The sequence below is a fragment of the Pseudomonas sp. WS 5011 genome (assembly GCF_012985775.1).
GTDB classification, from domain to species: Bacteria; Pseudomonadota; Gammaproteobacteria; order Pseudomonadales; family Pseudomonadaceae; genus Aquipseudomonas; species Aquipseudomonas peli.
Genome location: NZ_JAAQXA010000014.1, coordinates 101,356 through 116,219 on the forward strand (window position 1 = coordinate 101,356; position 14,864 = coordinate 116,219).

A 14,864-nucleotide genomic window follows, 5' to 3' on the forward strand; every position below is an offset into this window, starting at 1 on the left:
CCCCGTTCGCCGCGTCAACGCAGGCAATTTGCGCCTGATCGGCGTTTGCTTATAAGATCGCGACTTCCCCGTTTCGTCGCATAGTGCGGCCCCCCAGCCGCAGGTTCTGCCGTTTCTTCTATTTAATTAGGCCATTGAACCTGCGCCCAGCTGTCAAAAGGTAGTTAACGATGAGCGCAAGACACTTTCTCTCGCTGATGGATTGCACACCGGATGAACTGGTGAGCCTGATCCGCCGCGGCATGGAGCTGAAGGACTTGCGTAACCGCGGCGTGCTGTTCGAGCCGCTGAAAAACCGCGTGCTGGGCATGATCTTCGAAAAGGCCTCAACCCGCACCCGCCTGTCCTTTGAAGCCGGCATGATCCAGCTCGGCGGCCAGGCCATCTTTCTCTCGCCACGTGACACCCAGCTGGGCCGTGGCGAGCCGATTGGCGATGCCGCCATCGTCATGTCGCGCATGCTCGATGCGGTGATGATCCGCACCTTCGCCCACAGCACCCTCACCGAGTTCGCCGCCAACTCGCGGGTGGCGGTGATCAACGGCCTGTCGGATGATCTGCACCCCTGCCAGCTGCTGGCCGATATGCAGACCTATCAGGAGCACCGCGGCAGCATCAAAGGTAAAACCGTGGCCTGGATCGGCGACGGCAATAATATGTGCAACTCTTATATAGAAGCGGCCATCCAGTTCGACTTCCAGCTGCGCGTGGCCTGCCCAGAGGGTTATGAGCCGAACGCCAAATTCCTCGTTGCGGCCGGCGAGCGTGTGCAGATTCTGCGTGACCCACGCGCCGCCGTTGCTGGCGCGCACCTGGTAAGCACCGACGTGTGGGCCTCCATGGGCCAAGAAGACGAAGCCGCCGAACGCTTGAAGCTGTTCCAGCCCTACCAGGTCAACCGCGCGCTGCTCGATGCCGCCGCAGACGACGTGCTGTTCCTGCACTGCCTGCCGGCTCACCGCGGTGAGGAAATCAGCGAGGACCTGCTCGACGACCCACGCACGGCCGCCTGGGATCAAGCGGAAAACCGCCTGCATGTACAGAAAGCGCTGCTCGAATTTCTGGTTGAGCCGGCGTACCACCACGCATGAGCCAACCTCTGCTGAACCTGCGCGAACTGAGCTGCGGCTACCCCGGACACAAGGTGGTGCAGCAGCTCAACCTGCACCTGAATGCCGGCGATATCGGCTGCCTGCTCGGCCCCTCCGGCTGCGGCAAGACCACCACATTGCGCGCGATTGCCGGTTTCGAACCGGTGCTGGAAGGCGAGATTCAGCTGGCCGATCAGGTTATCTCCAAGGCCGGCTTTACCCTGGCCCCGGAGAAACGTCGGATCGGCATGGTGTTCCAGGATTACGCGCTGTTCCCGCACCTTAGCGTGGCCGAAAACATCGGCTTCGGTATCCGCAAGCAGCCCAACTGCGAGCGGGTTACCCAGGAGCTGATGGAGCTGGTCAAGCTCGGTCATCTCGGCAAGCGCTACCCGCATGAGCTGTCCGGCGGCCAACAGCAGCGCGTGGCTCTGGCCCGCGCTCTGGCCCCGGAACCGCAATTGCTGCTGCTCGATGAGCCCTTCTCCAACCTGGATGGCGAGCTGCGCCGGCGTTTAAGCCATGAGGTGCGCGACATTCTCAAGGCCCGTGGCACCAGCGCGATTCTGGTGACCCATGATCAGGAAGAAGCCTTCGCCGTCAGCGATCACGTCGGCGTGTTCAAGGAAGGCAAGCTGGAGCAGTGGGACACCCCGTTCAACCTTTACCACGAGCCGCTGACGCCGTTTGTCGCGAGCTTTATTGGCCAGGGCTACTTTATTCGCGGCCAGCTGCTCAGCCCGGACGCAGTGCAGACCGAACTGGGCCTGATTCGCGGCAACCGCGCTTACACCTGGCCGACCGGCAGTGCGGTGGACGTGCTGCTGCGCCCGGACGATATCGTCTATGACCCGGACAGCACACAAAAAGCCCTGATCGTCGGCAAGACCTTCCTCGGCGCCGCCACCCTCTACCGCCTGCAACTGCCCACCGGCAGCCAACTGGAATCAATCTTCCCCAGCCACGCCGACCATCAGCCCGGCCAGCAGGTCGGCATTCGCGTCGCCGCCGACCATCTGGTGGTATTCCCCGCACCTGGCAGCATCGCCGCCCAGGTCAATCTGGGAGAGTCGGGGGTACGCCGCTACAGCAGCGACAGCTAAAACCTGTTCACAATCTGCTGCGCGTCGGCCCTGCTGCGTTAAAAACAGGCTCGGCAAGCTACTTGTGGCTAACGCGCTTTAGCGCGGCCCGAAGGGCGAGTGAAACGAGTAATGCTCATGTACAAAAGCACACTCAGCTTGATTCGCTGCGCTCACCCTGCGGGCCAGCCGTTGGCTGTTACTACGCTGCGCTGCGTTTCTCGCCTGTTTTCGCCTTGCATGGCTCTAGCTCTCTAGATCGTGAACAGGTTTTAAGCGGCTACGGCAAAAATAGCCGGCCACTGGCGATCAACAACGCCTGGCCAGCAATCTTTACCCGCTCACCCGCCAGCTCGCAGTGCAACTCGCCGCCGCGCGCCGAACACTGGAAGGCATTCAGCTGAGGCTTGTCCAAGCGCTGCGCCCAGTAGGGTGTGAGGATGCAGTGGGTCGAGCCGGTGACCGGGTCTTCATTGATGCCGATGGCCGGGGCGAAGTAGCGCGAGACAAAATCATGCCGTTCGCCAGCGGCACTGATCAGCAAGCCCAACCCCGGCAACTTGGCCACTGCTACTAGGTCCGGCTGGCAAGCGCGCACCGCCGCCTCGCTCGGCAGAATAGCCAGCAGTTCCTGAATGCCCTGCCCTTCGTGCAGCGCCAGCACGCTCTCTACCGGCACGCCCAGCGCCTGACCAACCTCTGCGCGCAGCTCACAGGGCTGTGCCCGGCGCACGGGGAAATCCAGCACCAGCTTGTTGCCTGCGCGACTGACACTCAGTGCGCCGGACAAGCAGGTGAAATCAAGCATCTCACCCGGCTCACCGTAGACCTCGAACAGCACATGGGCACTGGCCAAGGTGGCATGCCCACACAGCGGTACTTCCGCTGCAGGGGTAAACCAGCGGATATGCCAGGCCGCACCTTCCTTCACTACAAAGGCGGTTTCCGCCAGGTTGTGCTCGGCGGCAATCTGCTGCATCAGGCCATCTTCAAGCCAGCTGTCCAGGCGATAAACCATCGCCGGGTTACCGGTAAACGGCCGCGTGGCAAAGGCATCGACCTGGTGAAATTCAAGCTGCATGGGGCGACGCTCCTTATCTGTGATGGCGTAGAGCATGCCGCAGCACGGCAACGGGCACCTACTACAGCGGCCGACGATTGCGCCGGTACAGCTGCACTGTCTGAATGCGCGCCGGGCAGCGACGGTGCACAGGTTAATCGCCAAAGGTTCTTAAAAATTCACTAATTCGTCACAAATCAGCAGCTTATAAATCCTGGCACGCCGCCTGCTATGACCCACCCCGGTCAGCACAACGGCGTGTCTGCCACTCAACCGACAACGACGTCATAGCACCCCTCTCCTTTCGAGACATGGGCGCTGTGGCGTTTTTTTTTGCGTTTTTTGGCTTACAGGAAGACCGCTATGCGCATGATGAAACTGTCCCTGCTGTCGCTGGCCATTGCCGGCACCACCCTCAGCCACGCCGCCTTTGCCGAAGAATCCTTCAGCAATCTGTTCAGTGAGGCCAAGCCGATTCTCGACGCGCGCTACCGCTATGAGCATGTCGACCAGGACAACGCCCTCAAGCACGCCAACGCACAAACCCTGCGCACCCGCGTCGGCGTGCAAAGCGGCAAGTGGTACGGCCTGTCGACGCTGATCGAGGCCGACAACGTCAGCCGCATCGGCGATGCCAGCTACAACGAAACCCGCAACGGCCAAAGCGAGTACTCAGTGGTCGCCGACCCGGATGGCAGCGAAGTCAACCAAGCGCTGCTGCGTTACGACCACAAGTACGGCGCTGCCGTGCTAGGGCGCCAACGGATCAACCTGGACAACCAGCGCTTCGTTGGCGGCGTGGCCTGGCGGCAGAACGAGCAGACCTACGACGGAGCCCTGGCCCAGCTCAAACCGCTGGCCGGGCTGACGCTGACCTACGCCTATATCGACAACATCAACAGCATCTTCGGCCCCGGCAACGGTCAGTACGACACTGCGGCCAATCCGGCCAATATCGAAGGCCACAGCCACCTGCTCAACGCTCAGTACATCCTGATGCCGGAGCTGACCGCCACCGCCTACCAATACCGCCTGGGCCTCGACAACCTGACGGCCGGCAGTCAGTCGAGCAAGACCACCGGCCTGCGCCTCAACGGCGCCATCCAAGGCGTCAGCTACGTGCTGGAATATGCGCAGCAGAGCGAATACGCCGACAACCCGCTGGATCTGGATAGCGACTACTACCTGGCCGAACTCGGTTACAGCCTCAAGGGCGTGGCACTGAAGGCCGGTTATGAAGTGCTGGGTGGTGACGAGGGCCCGGGCAACCGAGCCTTCCAAACTCCGCTGGCGACCAAGCACGCCTTTCAGGGCTGGGCCGATATCTTCCTGATGACGCCCGCTGGCGGCGTCAAGGATGCCTACGCCGGCGTCACCGCGCCGCTGTTCGGCGGTAGCCTGCAGGCCTGGTATCACGACTTTCGCGCTGAAGAAGGCAGCAGCCAGTATGGCGAGGAGATCAACCTGTCCTACGCCCACCCGATTCCGGGCGTGAAAGGCCTGGTTGGGCTGGTCAAATACGCCAGCTACGATGCCGACGATTTTGCCGTGGATACCGACAAAGCCTGGCTGCAAGTGCAATACAGCTACTGATGCTCGCGGCCCCGGCAACGGGGCCCTTGCCTGAACCTGTCAGCCGGTCTTTCAGGGCCTTTCCACCCCATACGCCTGGAGCAGCTGCAGCAAACGACCATTGGCACGATAACGCTGCAACCCCTGCTCGAACAGCGCGACATAACGCGGACTTGATTCCAGCGCCGGAGAGAACGCCAGATAGATCGGGACATCCGGGGCGCGACAGCCGGCCTCACGCAACGCCCCCACTTGCCCCTGACTGGCCAGCATGGCCTGCATGACCCAGGCATTTTCCACCACTACATCGACGCGCCCATGCATCAGCTTGCGGATATTCAACGCCAGCGCCTGATCGCCTGCTGCTACCTGAATTCGCTCGCTGTCGCTGCGATGCAGCCCGATATAGGCGTTCAACTCATCGCCGTAGCTGTAATCGTTAATCACCCCAAGGCGCTGCTCTGCGAGCGAAGGCGTACCGGTAAAACGCCAGGTGGCATTCGGCAGGGTAAAGAAGCAATTGCGTGACGATGCCACGGCCGTGGCGCCATAGAGAAAATCCGGAGCATCCTCAACGCCCGCACCGATTGCCGCGTTCAACTGCCCACGGCGAACCTGTTGCAAAGTGCGCGCCCAGTTCAATGCCTGGTACTGCACCTCAATACCGGCTTCGGCAAAGATCTCCCGCGCCAGCTCAACAAAGATGCCCGGCCGCTCGGACCCTGGCTGGCAATTAACCGGGCACCAAATATCCCCGGCGATCACCAAGGTCTCTGCCCGCGCCGCGCCAGTGCACGCGAGCAACACACAGAGCACAGCACCCACAACAAACGGACGACGCTGCGGCATTCAGGCTTCCACAATCAGGGATAGGGCTAGGCGCAGTTTTACCACCGTCAGCCTTCGCTGCGTACCCTTTTCACCGCATCCAGCCAACCGTCATACAGCTTGCTGCGATGACTGTCCGCCATGCGCGGATCAAACCGCTGCTGCCGGTGCCAATGCCGGGCAATGCTCTCCAGGTCTTTATAAAGTCCGGCTTGCAGACCCGCCAGATAAGCCACGCCGAGGGCCGTGGTTTCCGTGACCTCCGGGCGCTCCACCGGCACCCCGAGAATGTCGGCGAGAAACTGCATAACCCAGTTGTTTTCCACCATGCCGCCATCAACCCGCAACGCGCTGGGCTCGGCAGCGCCGTCCTGGCGCATGGCTTCGAGCAGATCACGGGTCTGATAACACACCGACTGCAGGCCGGCAGTAACGATTTCCTTGATCCCGGTATCGCGGGTCAGGCCGAAGATCGCGCCACGGGCTTTCGGGTCCCAGTACGGCGCGCCAAGGCCGGTAAACGCCGGCACCAGGTACACGCCGCAGGCGTCACCGGTCTGCTCAGCCATGGCCTCAGAATCACGGGCATGGCTGATCAGCTTGATGCCATCGCGCAACCACTGCACAGCGGCGCCAGCGACAAAGATGCTGCCCTCAACCGCATAGGTGACATTGCCGTTAAGGCGATAGCCCACAGTGGTGAGCAGGCGGTTTTTCGAGGTAACCGGCGTACTGCCGGTGTTCTGGATCATAAAGCAGCCGGTGCCGTAGGTGCTTTTCACCATGCCAGGGGCAAAGCAGGCCTGGCCGATCAGGGCCGCCTGCTGATCACCGGCCATGCCCAGCACCGGAATCGCCGCGCCGAGCAGATTGGCGTCGGTAATGCCAAAATCAGCGGCGCAGTCGAGCACCTCCGGCAGCAGGCTGGCGGGAATTTCGAACAGCTTGAGCAGCTCGTCATCCCACTGCTGGGTGTGGATATTGAAAAGCAGGGTGCGCGAGGCGTTGCTGGCATCGGTTTTGTGCGACTTGCCGCCGGTCAGGCGCCACAACAGGAACGAGTCCACGGTGCCAAAACGCAGCTCACCGCGCTCGGCACGCTCACGGGCGCCGGGCACCTTTTCCAGAATCCAGCGCAATTTGGTTGCGGAGAAATACGGGTCGATCAACAGCCCAGTCTTGGCTGACACCGCCGCCTCATGCCCGGCGGCTTTCAGCTCAGCGCAGTAATCGGCGGTGCGGCGATCCTGCCAGACAATCGCCGGGTGGATCGGCGTACCGGTCTGCGCATCCCACACCAGGGTGGTTTCACGCTGATTGGTGATGCCGATAGCCGCCACATCACTGGCACTCAGACCGCTCTGCTTGAGCGCCTCGCGGCAGACCTTGAGGGTACTCAGCCACAGTTCTTCGCCGTCATGCTCGACCCAGCCGTCCTGGGGGAAATACTGCTTGAACTCCTGCTGCGCGCGCGCCACGGGCAAGCCCTGGGCGCTGAAGACAATCGCCCGACTGCTGGTGGTGCCCTGGTCGATGGCAAGCAGGTAATGAGACATGCAGATTTCCTTGTTTTTATAAGTTGTAGAGCGGCTGCTAGCCGCGACCAATAGGTGCAAACAACGCCTGCGTCAGCTGCGCCAGCACTGCGGCGTCCAGCTGCACTTCCAGCCCGCGCCGTCCGGCGCTGACATAGATGCTGGGAAACTGCTGCGCCGATTCATCGACAAAAGTGCGTAACCGTTTCTTCTGCCCGAGCGGGCTAATGCCGCCTAGCAGATAGCCGGTGGCCCGTTGCGCTGCATTAGGGTCAGCCATATCGGCTTTCTTCACTCCGGCGGCATGCGCCAGGGCTTTCAAATCCAACGTACCGGCCACCGGCACCACCGCCACCAGCAGCTCGCCCTTCTCACTGGCAGCCAGCAGGGTCTTGAACACCTGAGCAGGCTCAAGATTGAGCTTTTCCGCAGCTTCCAGACCATAGGAAGCTGCCTTGGGATCGTGGTGATAACTGTGCACCTGGTGCACAGCTTTGGCTTTTTTCAGCAGATCAATGGCAGGAGTCATGTTCGAATGTGAAAACAATCTGACAAAGTTGGCGTACCTTAGCCTCAATTTGGCTGCGACGACAGCCTATAATGTCGCGCACTTTAAAGGACTCACCATGACCCTGCCGCCTCGCCAACACGACATTCTCGAACTTGCCCGCGAACGCGGCTATGTCAGCATCGACGAGTTGGCCCAGGCGTTTGCCGTGACTCCGCAAACCATTCGCCGCGACATCAACCAGCTCGCCGAACAGGGCCTGCTGCGCCGCACCCACGGCGGTGCAGCGAGTGAAAGCTCCAGCACGCAGAACACCGCCTACAGCATGCGCGCTGGGCAGATGCGCGATGAAAAACAACGCATCGCCGCCGCCATTGCCGCGCAGATCCCCAACCACGCCTCGCTGTTTATCAACATCGGTACCACCACCGAGGCCATCGCCCGTGAACTGCTCGGCCACAAGGGCCTGAAGATCATCACCAACAACCTGCACGTGGCCGCCCAGCTCAGCGCCAAGGCCGACTTCGAAGTGCTGCTGGCCGGCGGCACGGTGCGCAGCGATGGCGGCATCGTCGGCCAGGCGGCAGTGGATTTTATCCAGCAGTTCAAGGTCGACTTCGCCCTGGTCGGCATCAGCGGCATCGATGAAGACGGCAGCCTGCTCGACTTCGACTACCAGGAAGTGCGGGTCTCCCAGGCGATCATCAGCAATGCGCGCCAGGTATTTCTGGCCGTCGACTCCAGCAAGTTCGGCCGCAACGCGGTGGTGCGCCTGGGCTCGGTTGCCCTGGTCGACAGAGTGTTCACCGATGCAACGCCTTCCGCGGCAATCAACCGCCTGCTTACCGAGCACAAGGTGCACCTCGACCTGGTGTAAGCCAACACTCTTAGCTTAAAAATCGACGACCACTGGGCGCGAAAGCGCATTCCGGGGTGGCGAAGCCGTGATTATTCGACTAGCATGTTTTCGAAAGTGAACATTAAAAGTTCAATACTGACTTTCGGTGCCGCCATGCCTACTCGTCCCGCCAGCAACACTCCACTCGCTGAAGTCTATGACCTTGCCGTGATTGGCGGCGGCATCAATGGTGTCGGGATCGCCGCCGATGCAGCCGGGCGCGGACTGTCCGTGTTCCTTTGTGAAAAGGACGACCTGGCGCAACACACCTCATCGGCCAGCAGCAAGCTGATCCATGGTGGCCTGCGTTACCTGGAGCACTCCGAGTTCCGCCTGGTGCGTGAGGCACTGGCCGAGCGCGAAGTGCTGCTGAGCAAAGCCCCACATATCGTCAAACCTATGCGTTTTATCCTCCCCCACCGCCCGCACCTGCGCCCGGCCTGGATGATCCGTGCCGGGCTGTTTCTCTATGATCATCTGGGCAAGCGCGAGCAACTGGCAGGCTCGCGTAGCCTGCGTTTTGGCGCCGGCAGCCCGTTGAAAAGCGAGATCAGCCGCGGTTTCGAGTATTCCGATTGCTGGGTTGATGACGCCCGCCTGGTGGTACTCAACGCCATGGCCGCCCGCGAGCAAGGCGCCCACGTGCACAGCCGCACCCGTTGCGTCAGTGCGCGGCGCAGCAAGGGCCTGTGGCATATCCATTTGGAACGCAGCGACGGCAGCCTGTTTTCAATCCGCGCCCGCGCTCTGGTCAATGCTGCCGGCCCTTGGGTCGCGCGGTTTATCCGCGAGGACCTGAAACAGGAGTCGCCATACGGCATTCGCCTGATTCAGGGCAGCCATATCGTGGTGCCGCAGCTGTTCGAAGGCGAGCAGGCCTACATCCTGCAAAACGAGGACCGCCGCATAGTCTTTGCCATCCCCTATCAGGAGCGTTTCACCCTGATCGGCACCACAGACCGCGAATACCAGAGCGACCCAGCCAAAGTGGCGATCAGCGAGGAAGAAACCGACTACCTGCTGAATGTGGTCAACGCTCACTTCAAGAAGCAACTGCAGCGCAGCGACATCCTGCACACCTATGCCGGTGTGCGACCGCTGTGTGATGACGAATCGGACGACCCATCGGCGGTCACCCGCGACTACACTCTGTCGCTTTCCGCTCATCCCGGCGAAGCGCCGTTGCTCTCGGTGTTTGGCGGCAAGCTCACCACTTACCGCAAGCTTGCCGAATCGGCGCTGGCGCAACTGGCGCCCTTCTTCCCCAAGATGGGTCCAAGTTGGACCGCCAGCAGCCTGCTGCCCGGCGCCGAACAAATGGACAGTCAGAGCGCGCTGATTGAAGCCCTGTGCGACCGCTTTGGCTGGCTGCCCACCTCACTGGCGCGGCGCTGGGCCAGCAGCTACGGCAGCCGCAGCTGGTTGATGCTCAAAGGCGTGAGCAACCTCAGCGACCTGGGCGAACACCTGGGCGGAGGCCTGTACACCCGCGAAGTCGACTACCTGTGCCAGGAAGAATGGGCCATGCAGGCAGACGATATTCTCTGGCGCCGCAGCAAACTCGGCCTGTTCACCACCCCGGCGCAGCAAGCCAAACTCGACAGCTACCTGCGCATCGAATCACCGCGCAGCCCGGAAGATGCGCACGCCGCCTGAGCACATGCGCCGATAAGTCTGAGGCCATAAAAAAGGGCGACCGAAGTCGCCCAAATTGCCTTGCGTGCCCCTGACAGCAGAATCAGCCCTGCTTGCGCTTGTGCGAATCCTGCCAGATGAAATAACCGACACCGGCGAAGAAGGCGACCATCAGACCGACGGTGCCGATACCGGCGAGAACTACGACATCGATAAACATGGTTGCCTCCTGCTGTGAAGCCTGTGTGGGTATGGCTTCAAGTTAACAGGGGCTGCAGGGGCGCCATTGATCCAGATCAACAAGCGGCGGGCGCGGGCCAGATGAGGCTTTGATTAGCTGATCCAGATCAACAAATCAGCCTGTGAAGGAGCCGCCTCAAGGCTTTTTCGGTTTGCCCTTGGGCTTTTTCTTGCCTTTGGGCAGCGGCAGGGCCTGTTCGAAGGCATCGCGCATTTCATTGAGTTTCTTGTCGCGCAGGTCATGGATGCGCTTGTCGCGCTCGGCGGCGAAATCAATTAGCTTGTCGTCTTTGCTCATGGTCTCGGCTTGATCAAACGAAAGGTCAGGTTCAGGCGTGGCGCGCAGGCGCTGCGCGTCTTCGCCACTTGATGCTGCCAATAATGCTGGGTTGGTCCGCGCATGACCAGCAGCGAACCATGCGGCAGCGGCAATGAGTGTTCGATGCGGCTCTGCCCTTTTCGGCGCAGATCAAAGCGCCGGGTGCCACCCAGATTCAGCGAGACGATTAGCGGGTTGGCACCCAACTCGGCCTCATCATCACTGTGCCAGCCCATGGAGTCCTGCCCATCACGGTAATAATTGAGCAACACGCCATTCAGTGGTTGCCCCACTGCCCGCTCCACCTGCGCACGAATCTGCGCCAGCAGCGGCGTCCAGGGCAACGGCTGATGGGTCAACCCGGAATAGCGATAACTGGCCTCGTCGTCACCGTACCAAGCCACCAATCGCGGCACCGGCAGTTGCCGCCCATATATCTGCACCTGCGGCTGCTGCCAGGGCGTCTGCGCACTCAACTCTGACAGCCAATGATCGGCGGTGGCTGCATCAAGCCAGCTCGCGTGCAACTGCAAGTCAGCATCAGGCAACTGCAACGGGCTGTCGGCAAATAGATCCACGGAACAAAACTCGAACAGGCGGAACGCCTAGTGTGCCCAGCTCAGACTTCCACATCCACCCACAAACCCTGACGTGGCAGTTCACTGACCACCGCCTCATCGGCCTCGGCCACTTCACCTTCGGCCAGCTCTTCGGGGGTATAGCCGTGCCGGCGCTGACGCCGACGCTGTTCTTCGCGCAACAGCATTTCCGCTTCCTGCGGGTGGCGTTTATCCAGGCTCACGCCACTTTCCTTGGAGCTTTCCGCAGACGCCGTAACCGGCGGGATTTCCGGGCGCGGTTTGACCACGTCCTGCTGGACGGTAACCGGAACCAGACTGTGGGGGATCGGCGGCAGCATCTATTTAGCCCTCCTTTGGTCAGACTGTCGGCCAGCCAAGCCGCGACTTGAGCCTTGCCTCGCTACACTTTTGATCAACCTAATCACACAAAGTGCCCGATGCGTAGCAATGCGCCTTTGGCCACGGCCCGACGCTGCGTTAACATAGTCGGCTTTTTCACGCGGGAGACAAGCATGGCGCAGTATGAACCGGGGCAACGCTGGATCAGTGACAGCGAAGCGGAGCTGGGGCTGGGAACCGTTCTGATGCAGGACGGCCGCATGCTTACCGTGCTCTACCCGGCCACTGGCGAAACCCGCCAGTACGCCCTGCGCAATGCGCCGTTGACCCGCGTACGCTTTTCGCCGGGCGATGAGATCACCCACTTCGAAGGCTGGAAACTGACCGTACAGAAAGTCGACGACATCGACGGCCTGCTGGTCTATCACGGCCTCAACGCGCAGCATGAAAGCGTTACCCTGCCGGAAACCCAGCTGTCGAACTTTATCCAGTTCCGTCTGGCCAGTGATCGCCTGTTCGCCGGGCAGATCGACCCGCTGCCCTGGTTCGCCCTGCGCTACCACACCCTGGATTACACCAGCCGTCAGTTGCAATCCAACCTCTGGGGCCTGGGCGGCGTGCGTGCGCAACCGATTGCGCACCAGCTGCACATCGCCCGCGAAGTCGCCGACCGCATCGCCCCGCGCGTATTGCTGGCCGACGAAGTGGGCCTGGGCAAAACCATCGAAGCTGGCCTGGTGATCCACCGTCAACTGCTCTCAGGGCGCGCGAGCCGGGTGCTGATCCTGGTACCGGAAAACCTCCAGCACCAGTGGCTGGTGGAAATGCGCCGACGCTTCAACCTGGATGTTGCGCTGTTCGATGAAGAGCGCTTTATCGAAAGCGATGCCAGCAACCCGTTTGAAGACTGCCAGCTGGCCTTGGTCGCGCTGGAATGGCTGTGCGAGGACGAAAAGGCCCAGGACGCGCTGTTTGCCGCTGGCTGGGACCTGATGGTGGTCGACGAAGCGCACCACCTGGTTTGGCATCCGGAACACGCTAGCCCCGAGTACGCCCTGGTCGAACAGCTGGCTCAGGTCATCCCGGGCGTGCTGCTGCTCACCGCGACCCCGGAACAGCTCGGTCAGGACAGCCACTTTGCCCGCCTGCGCCTGCTCGACCCGAACCGTTTCCATGATCTGGCCGCTTTCCGCGCCGAAAGTGAGCACTACAAGCCGATTGCCGAGGCCGTGCAGGAACTGCTCGACCAGGGGCGTCTGTCGGATGCCGCGCACAAGACCATTCATGACTTCCTAGGCGCAGGCGGTGAAGAGCTGCTGGCCGCGGTGAATTCCGGTGACAGCGAAGCCTCCGCGCGCCTGGTGCGCGAGCTGCTGGATCGCCACGGCACTGGTCGCCTGCTGTTCCGTAACACCCGCGCCGCCGTGCAGGGTTTCCCGGATCGCGAGCTGCACCCCTACCCGCTGGCCAGCCCCGACGAATATATGGAGCTGCCGCTGGGTGAGCATGCCGACCTGTACCCGGAAGTCAGCTACCAGGCGCAGCCGGATGTCGATGAAGAACAGCGCTGGTGGAAATTCGACCCGCGCGTCGAGTGGCTGATCGACACCCTGAAGATGCTCAGAAAGTTCAAGGTGCTGGTGATCTGCGCCCACGCCGAAACCGCCATGGATTTGGAAGACGCCCTGCGTGTGCGCAAAGGCATCCCGGCCACGGTGTTCCATGAAGGCATGAGCATCCTGGAGCGCGACCGCGCGGCGGCCTACTTCGCCGACGAAGAGTTCGGCGCCCAGGTGCTGATCTGCTCGGAAATCGGCTCGGAAGGTCGTAACTTCCAGTTTGCCCACCACCTGGTGCTGTTCGACCTGCCGGCTCACCCGGATTTGCTTGAGCAGCGCATCGGCCGCCTCGACCGTATCGGTCAGAAGCACCGTATCCAGCTGCATGTGCCGTACCTGGAAAACAGCCCGCAAGAACGCCTATTCCAGTGGTATCACCAGGCACTGAACGCCTTCCTCGCCACCTGCCCGACCGGTAACGCCCTGCAGCACCAGTTCGGCAGCCGCCTGCTGCCGCTGCTGGAAAGCGGCGACGACGGTGAATGGCAAGCGCTGGTTGATGACGCCAAAGCTGAGCGCATTCGCCTGGAAGGTGAGTTGCACGCTGGCCGCGACCGCCTGCTGGAACTCAACTCCGGCGGTGCTGGCGAAGGCGAGGCATTGGTTGAGGCGATCCTCGAGCAGGATGACCAGTTCGCGCTGCCGATCTATATGGAGCAGTTGTTCGACGCCTTTGGTATCGACAGCGAAGACCATTCCGAAAACGCGCTGATCCTGCGTCCCAGCGAAAAGATGCTTGATGCCAGCTTCCCCCTAGGCGACGACGAAGGCGTGACCATCACCTATGACCGCGACCTGGCCCTGGCCCGCGAAGACATGCAGTTCCTCACCTGGGAACACCCCATGGTGCAAGGCGGCATGGACCTGGTGCGCTCCGGCTCGATGGGCAACACCGGCGTGGCGCTGATCAAGAACAAGGCGCTGAAACCCGGTACCGTGTTGCTGGAACTGCTCTATGTCAGCGAAGTGGTGGCGCCGCGCACCCTGCAACTGGGCCGCTACCTGCCGCCGATCGCCTTGCGCTGCCTGCTCGATGCCAACGGTAACGACCTGGCAGCCAAGGTCTCGTTCGAGAAGCTCAACGAGCAGCTGGAAACCGTGCCACGCGCCAGTGCCAACAAGTTCGTCCAGGCCCAGCGCGACAGCCTCAACCCGCTGATCAACGCCGGCGAAGGCAAGGTCGCCGAACGCCACACAGCACGCGTCGACGAAGCCAAGCGTCGCCTGGCCGCCGAAACCGATGAAGAGCTGGCGCGCCTGATCGCCCTGCAAGCGGTCAACCCCAGCGTGCGTGATAGCGAACTCAACGCCCTGCGCCAGCTGCGCGAGCAAGGTCTAGCCATGCTCGACAAGGCGGCGTTGCGTCTGGAAGCCATACGCGTCTTGGTTGCCGGTTAATTTCGCCGAGAAAACAAAAGGCCCGCAGATGCCGAGCCGTTCGCTTAATCTGTTGAAATTTTGAGGTGCATGGTCTTGTATGAGGCTATGCACCTCATCTTTTCAGGAGACAGCCATGGGGAAGAAATCTTCCCAAGGCCAAGCAGTCGAATCAGCGGA

At 61.5% G+C, this 14,864-nt stretch carries 14 protein-coding genes; 6 read left to right on the top strand and 8 right to left on the bottom strand.

What is annotated here, in order from left to right; all coding sequences use genetic code 11:
* The first annotated feature begins 170 nt into the window (after window positions 1–170).
* Window positions 171–1,091, top strand: coding sequence for an ornithine carbamoyltransferase (gene argF / locus HBN63_RS15560; RefSeq protein WP_170050063.1), 921 nt, complete (start codon window positions 171–173; stop codon window positions 1,089–1,091).
* Window positions 1,088–2,194 carry an ABC transporter ATP-binding protein gene (locus HBN63_RS15565; RefSeq protein ID WP_170050064.1) on the top strand — a complete coding sequence of 369 codons (1,107 nt, stop codon included), beginning with the start codon at window positions 1,088–1,090 and terminating at the stop codon, window positions 2,192–2,194. Before argF ends, HBN63_RS15565 begins: the two co-directional genes overlap by 4 nt.
* A gap of 259 nt (window positions 2,195–2,453) precedes the next feature.
* Here HBN63_RS15565 and HBN63_RS15570 read toward each other — a convergent pair whose 3' ends face one another.
* Window positions 2,454–3,254: a PhzF family phenazine biosynthesis protein gene (locus HBN63_RS15570; RefSeq protein WP_170050065.1), complete on the bottom strand. Its 801-nt coding sequence runs from the start codon at window positions 3,252–3,254 to the stop codon at window positions 2,454–2,456.
* A gap of 348 nt (window positions 3,255–3,602) precedes the next feature.
* On the opposite strand from HBN63_RS15570, the gene HBN63_RS15575 reads away from it, so the two are divergent.
* Window positions 3,603–4,826, top strand: a complete 1,224-nt coding sequence (locus HBN63_RS15575; RefSeq protein WP_345940492.1) for a hypothetical protein — start codon at window positions 3,603–3,605, stop codon at window positions 4,824–4,826.
* A 51-nt stretch (window positions 4,827–4,877) separates the two neighbouring features.
* On the opposite strand, the gene HBN63_RS15580 is transcribed toward HBN63_RS15575, so the two are convergent.
* From HBN63_RS15580 to ybaK, 3 genes are read right to left on the bottom strand one after another with little or no spacing between them, the layout of a single operon-like run.
* The gene (locus HBN63_RS15580; RefSeq protein ID WP_170050067.1) at window positions 4,878–5,654 is read right to left on the bottom strand and encodes a transporter substrate-binding domain-containing protein; all 777 of its coding nucleotides are present in this window, start codon (window positions 5,652–5,654) and stop codon (window positions 4,878–4,880) included.
* A gap of 47 nt (window positions 5,655–5,701) precedes the next feature.
* Window positions 5,702–7,189: a glycerol kinase GlpK gene (gene glpK, locus HBN63_RS15585; RefSeq protein WP_170050068.1), complete on the bottom strand. Its 1,488-nt coding sequence runs from the start codon at window positions 7,187–7,189 to the stop codon at window positions 5,702–5,704.
* Between the two features lie 37 nt (window positions 7,190–7,226).
* A complete protein-coding gene (gene ybaK / locus HBN63_RS15590; RefSeq protein WP_170050069.1) occupies window positions 7,227–7,697 on the bottom strand; it encodes a Cys-tRNA(Pro) deacylase in 471 nt (156 codons plus the stop codon).
* Between the two features lie 97 nt (window positions 7,698–7,794).
* Here ybaK and HBN63_RS15595 point away from each other — a divergent pair, with 97 nt between their 5' ends.
* Window positions 7,795–8,553: a DeoR family transcriptional regulator gene (locus HBN63_RS15595; RefSeq protein ID WP_170050070.1), complete on the top strand. Its 759-nt coding sequence runs from the start codon at window positions 7,795–7,797 to the stop codon at window positions 8,551–8,553.
* A 135-nt stretch (window positions 8,554–8,688) separates the two neighbouring features.
* Entirely contained in the window at window positions 8,689–10,230 is a 1,542-nt protein-coding gene (gene glpD / locus HBN63_RS15600; RefSeq protein ID WP_170050071.1) for a glycerol-3-phosphate dehydrogenase, read from the top strand.
* Between the two features lie 82 nt (window positions 10,231–10,312).
* Here the strand turns inward: glpD and ccoM are convergent, their stop codons facing one another.
* From ccoM to HBN63_RS15615, 4 genes are all read right to left on the bottom strand, one after another.
* Complete coding sequence (gene ccoM / locus HBN63_RS22095) at window positions 10,313–10,429, bottom strand: cytochrome c oxidase subunit CcoM (RefSeq protein WP_275941110.1); 117 nt, start codon at window positions 10,427–10,429, stop codon at window positions 10,313–10,315.
* Between the two features lie 156 nt (window positions 10,430–10,585).
* Window positions 10,586–10,747, bottom strand: coding sequence for a hypothetical protein (locus HBN63_RS15605; protein ID WP_090248299.1), 162 nt, complete (start codon window positions 10,745–10,747; stop codon window positions 10,586–10,588).
* Window positions 10,744–11,346 carry an alpha-ketoglutarate-dependent dioxygenase AlkB gene (locus tag HBN63_RS15610; protein WP_170050072.1) on the bottom strand — a complete coding sequence of 201 codons (603 nt, stop codon included), beginning with the start codon at window positions 11,344–11,346 and terminating at the stop codon, window positions 10,744–10,746. The genes HBN63_RS15605 and HBN63_RS15610 overlap by 4 nt, the downstream gene beginning before the upstream one ends.
* Window positions 11,347–11,387: 41 nt before the next feature.
* Window positions 11,388–11,687, bottom strand: coding sequence for an aspartate-semialdehyde dehydrogenase (locus tag HBN63_RS15615; RefSeq protein WP_090248302.1), 300 nt, complete (start codon window positions 11,685–11,687; stop codon window positions 11,388–11,390).
* 174 nt (window positions 11,688–11,861) lie between these two features.
* On the opposite strand from HBN63_RS15615, the gene rapA reads away from it, so the two are divergent.
* The gene (gene rapA, locus HBN63_RS15620) at window positions 11,862–14,705 is read left to right on the top strand and encodes an RNA polymerase-associated protein RapA (protein ID WP_170050073.1); all 2,844 of its coding nucleotides are present in this window, start codon (window positions 11,862–11,864) and stop codon (window positions 14,703–14,705) included.
* The last annotated feature ends 159 nt before the right edge of the window (window positions 14,706–14,864 follow it).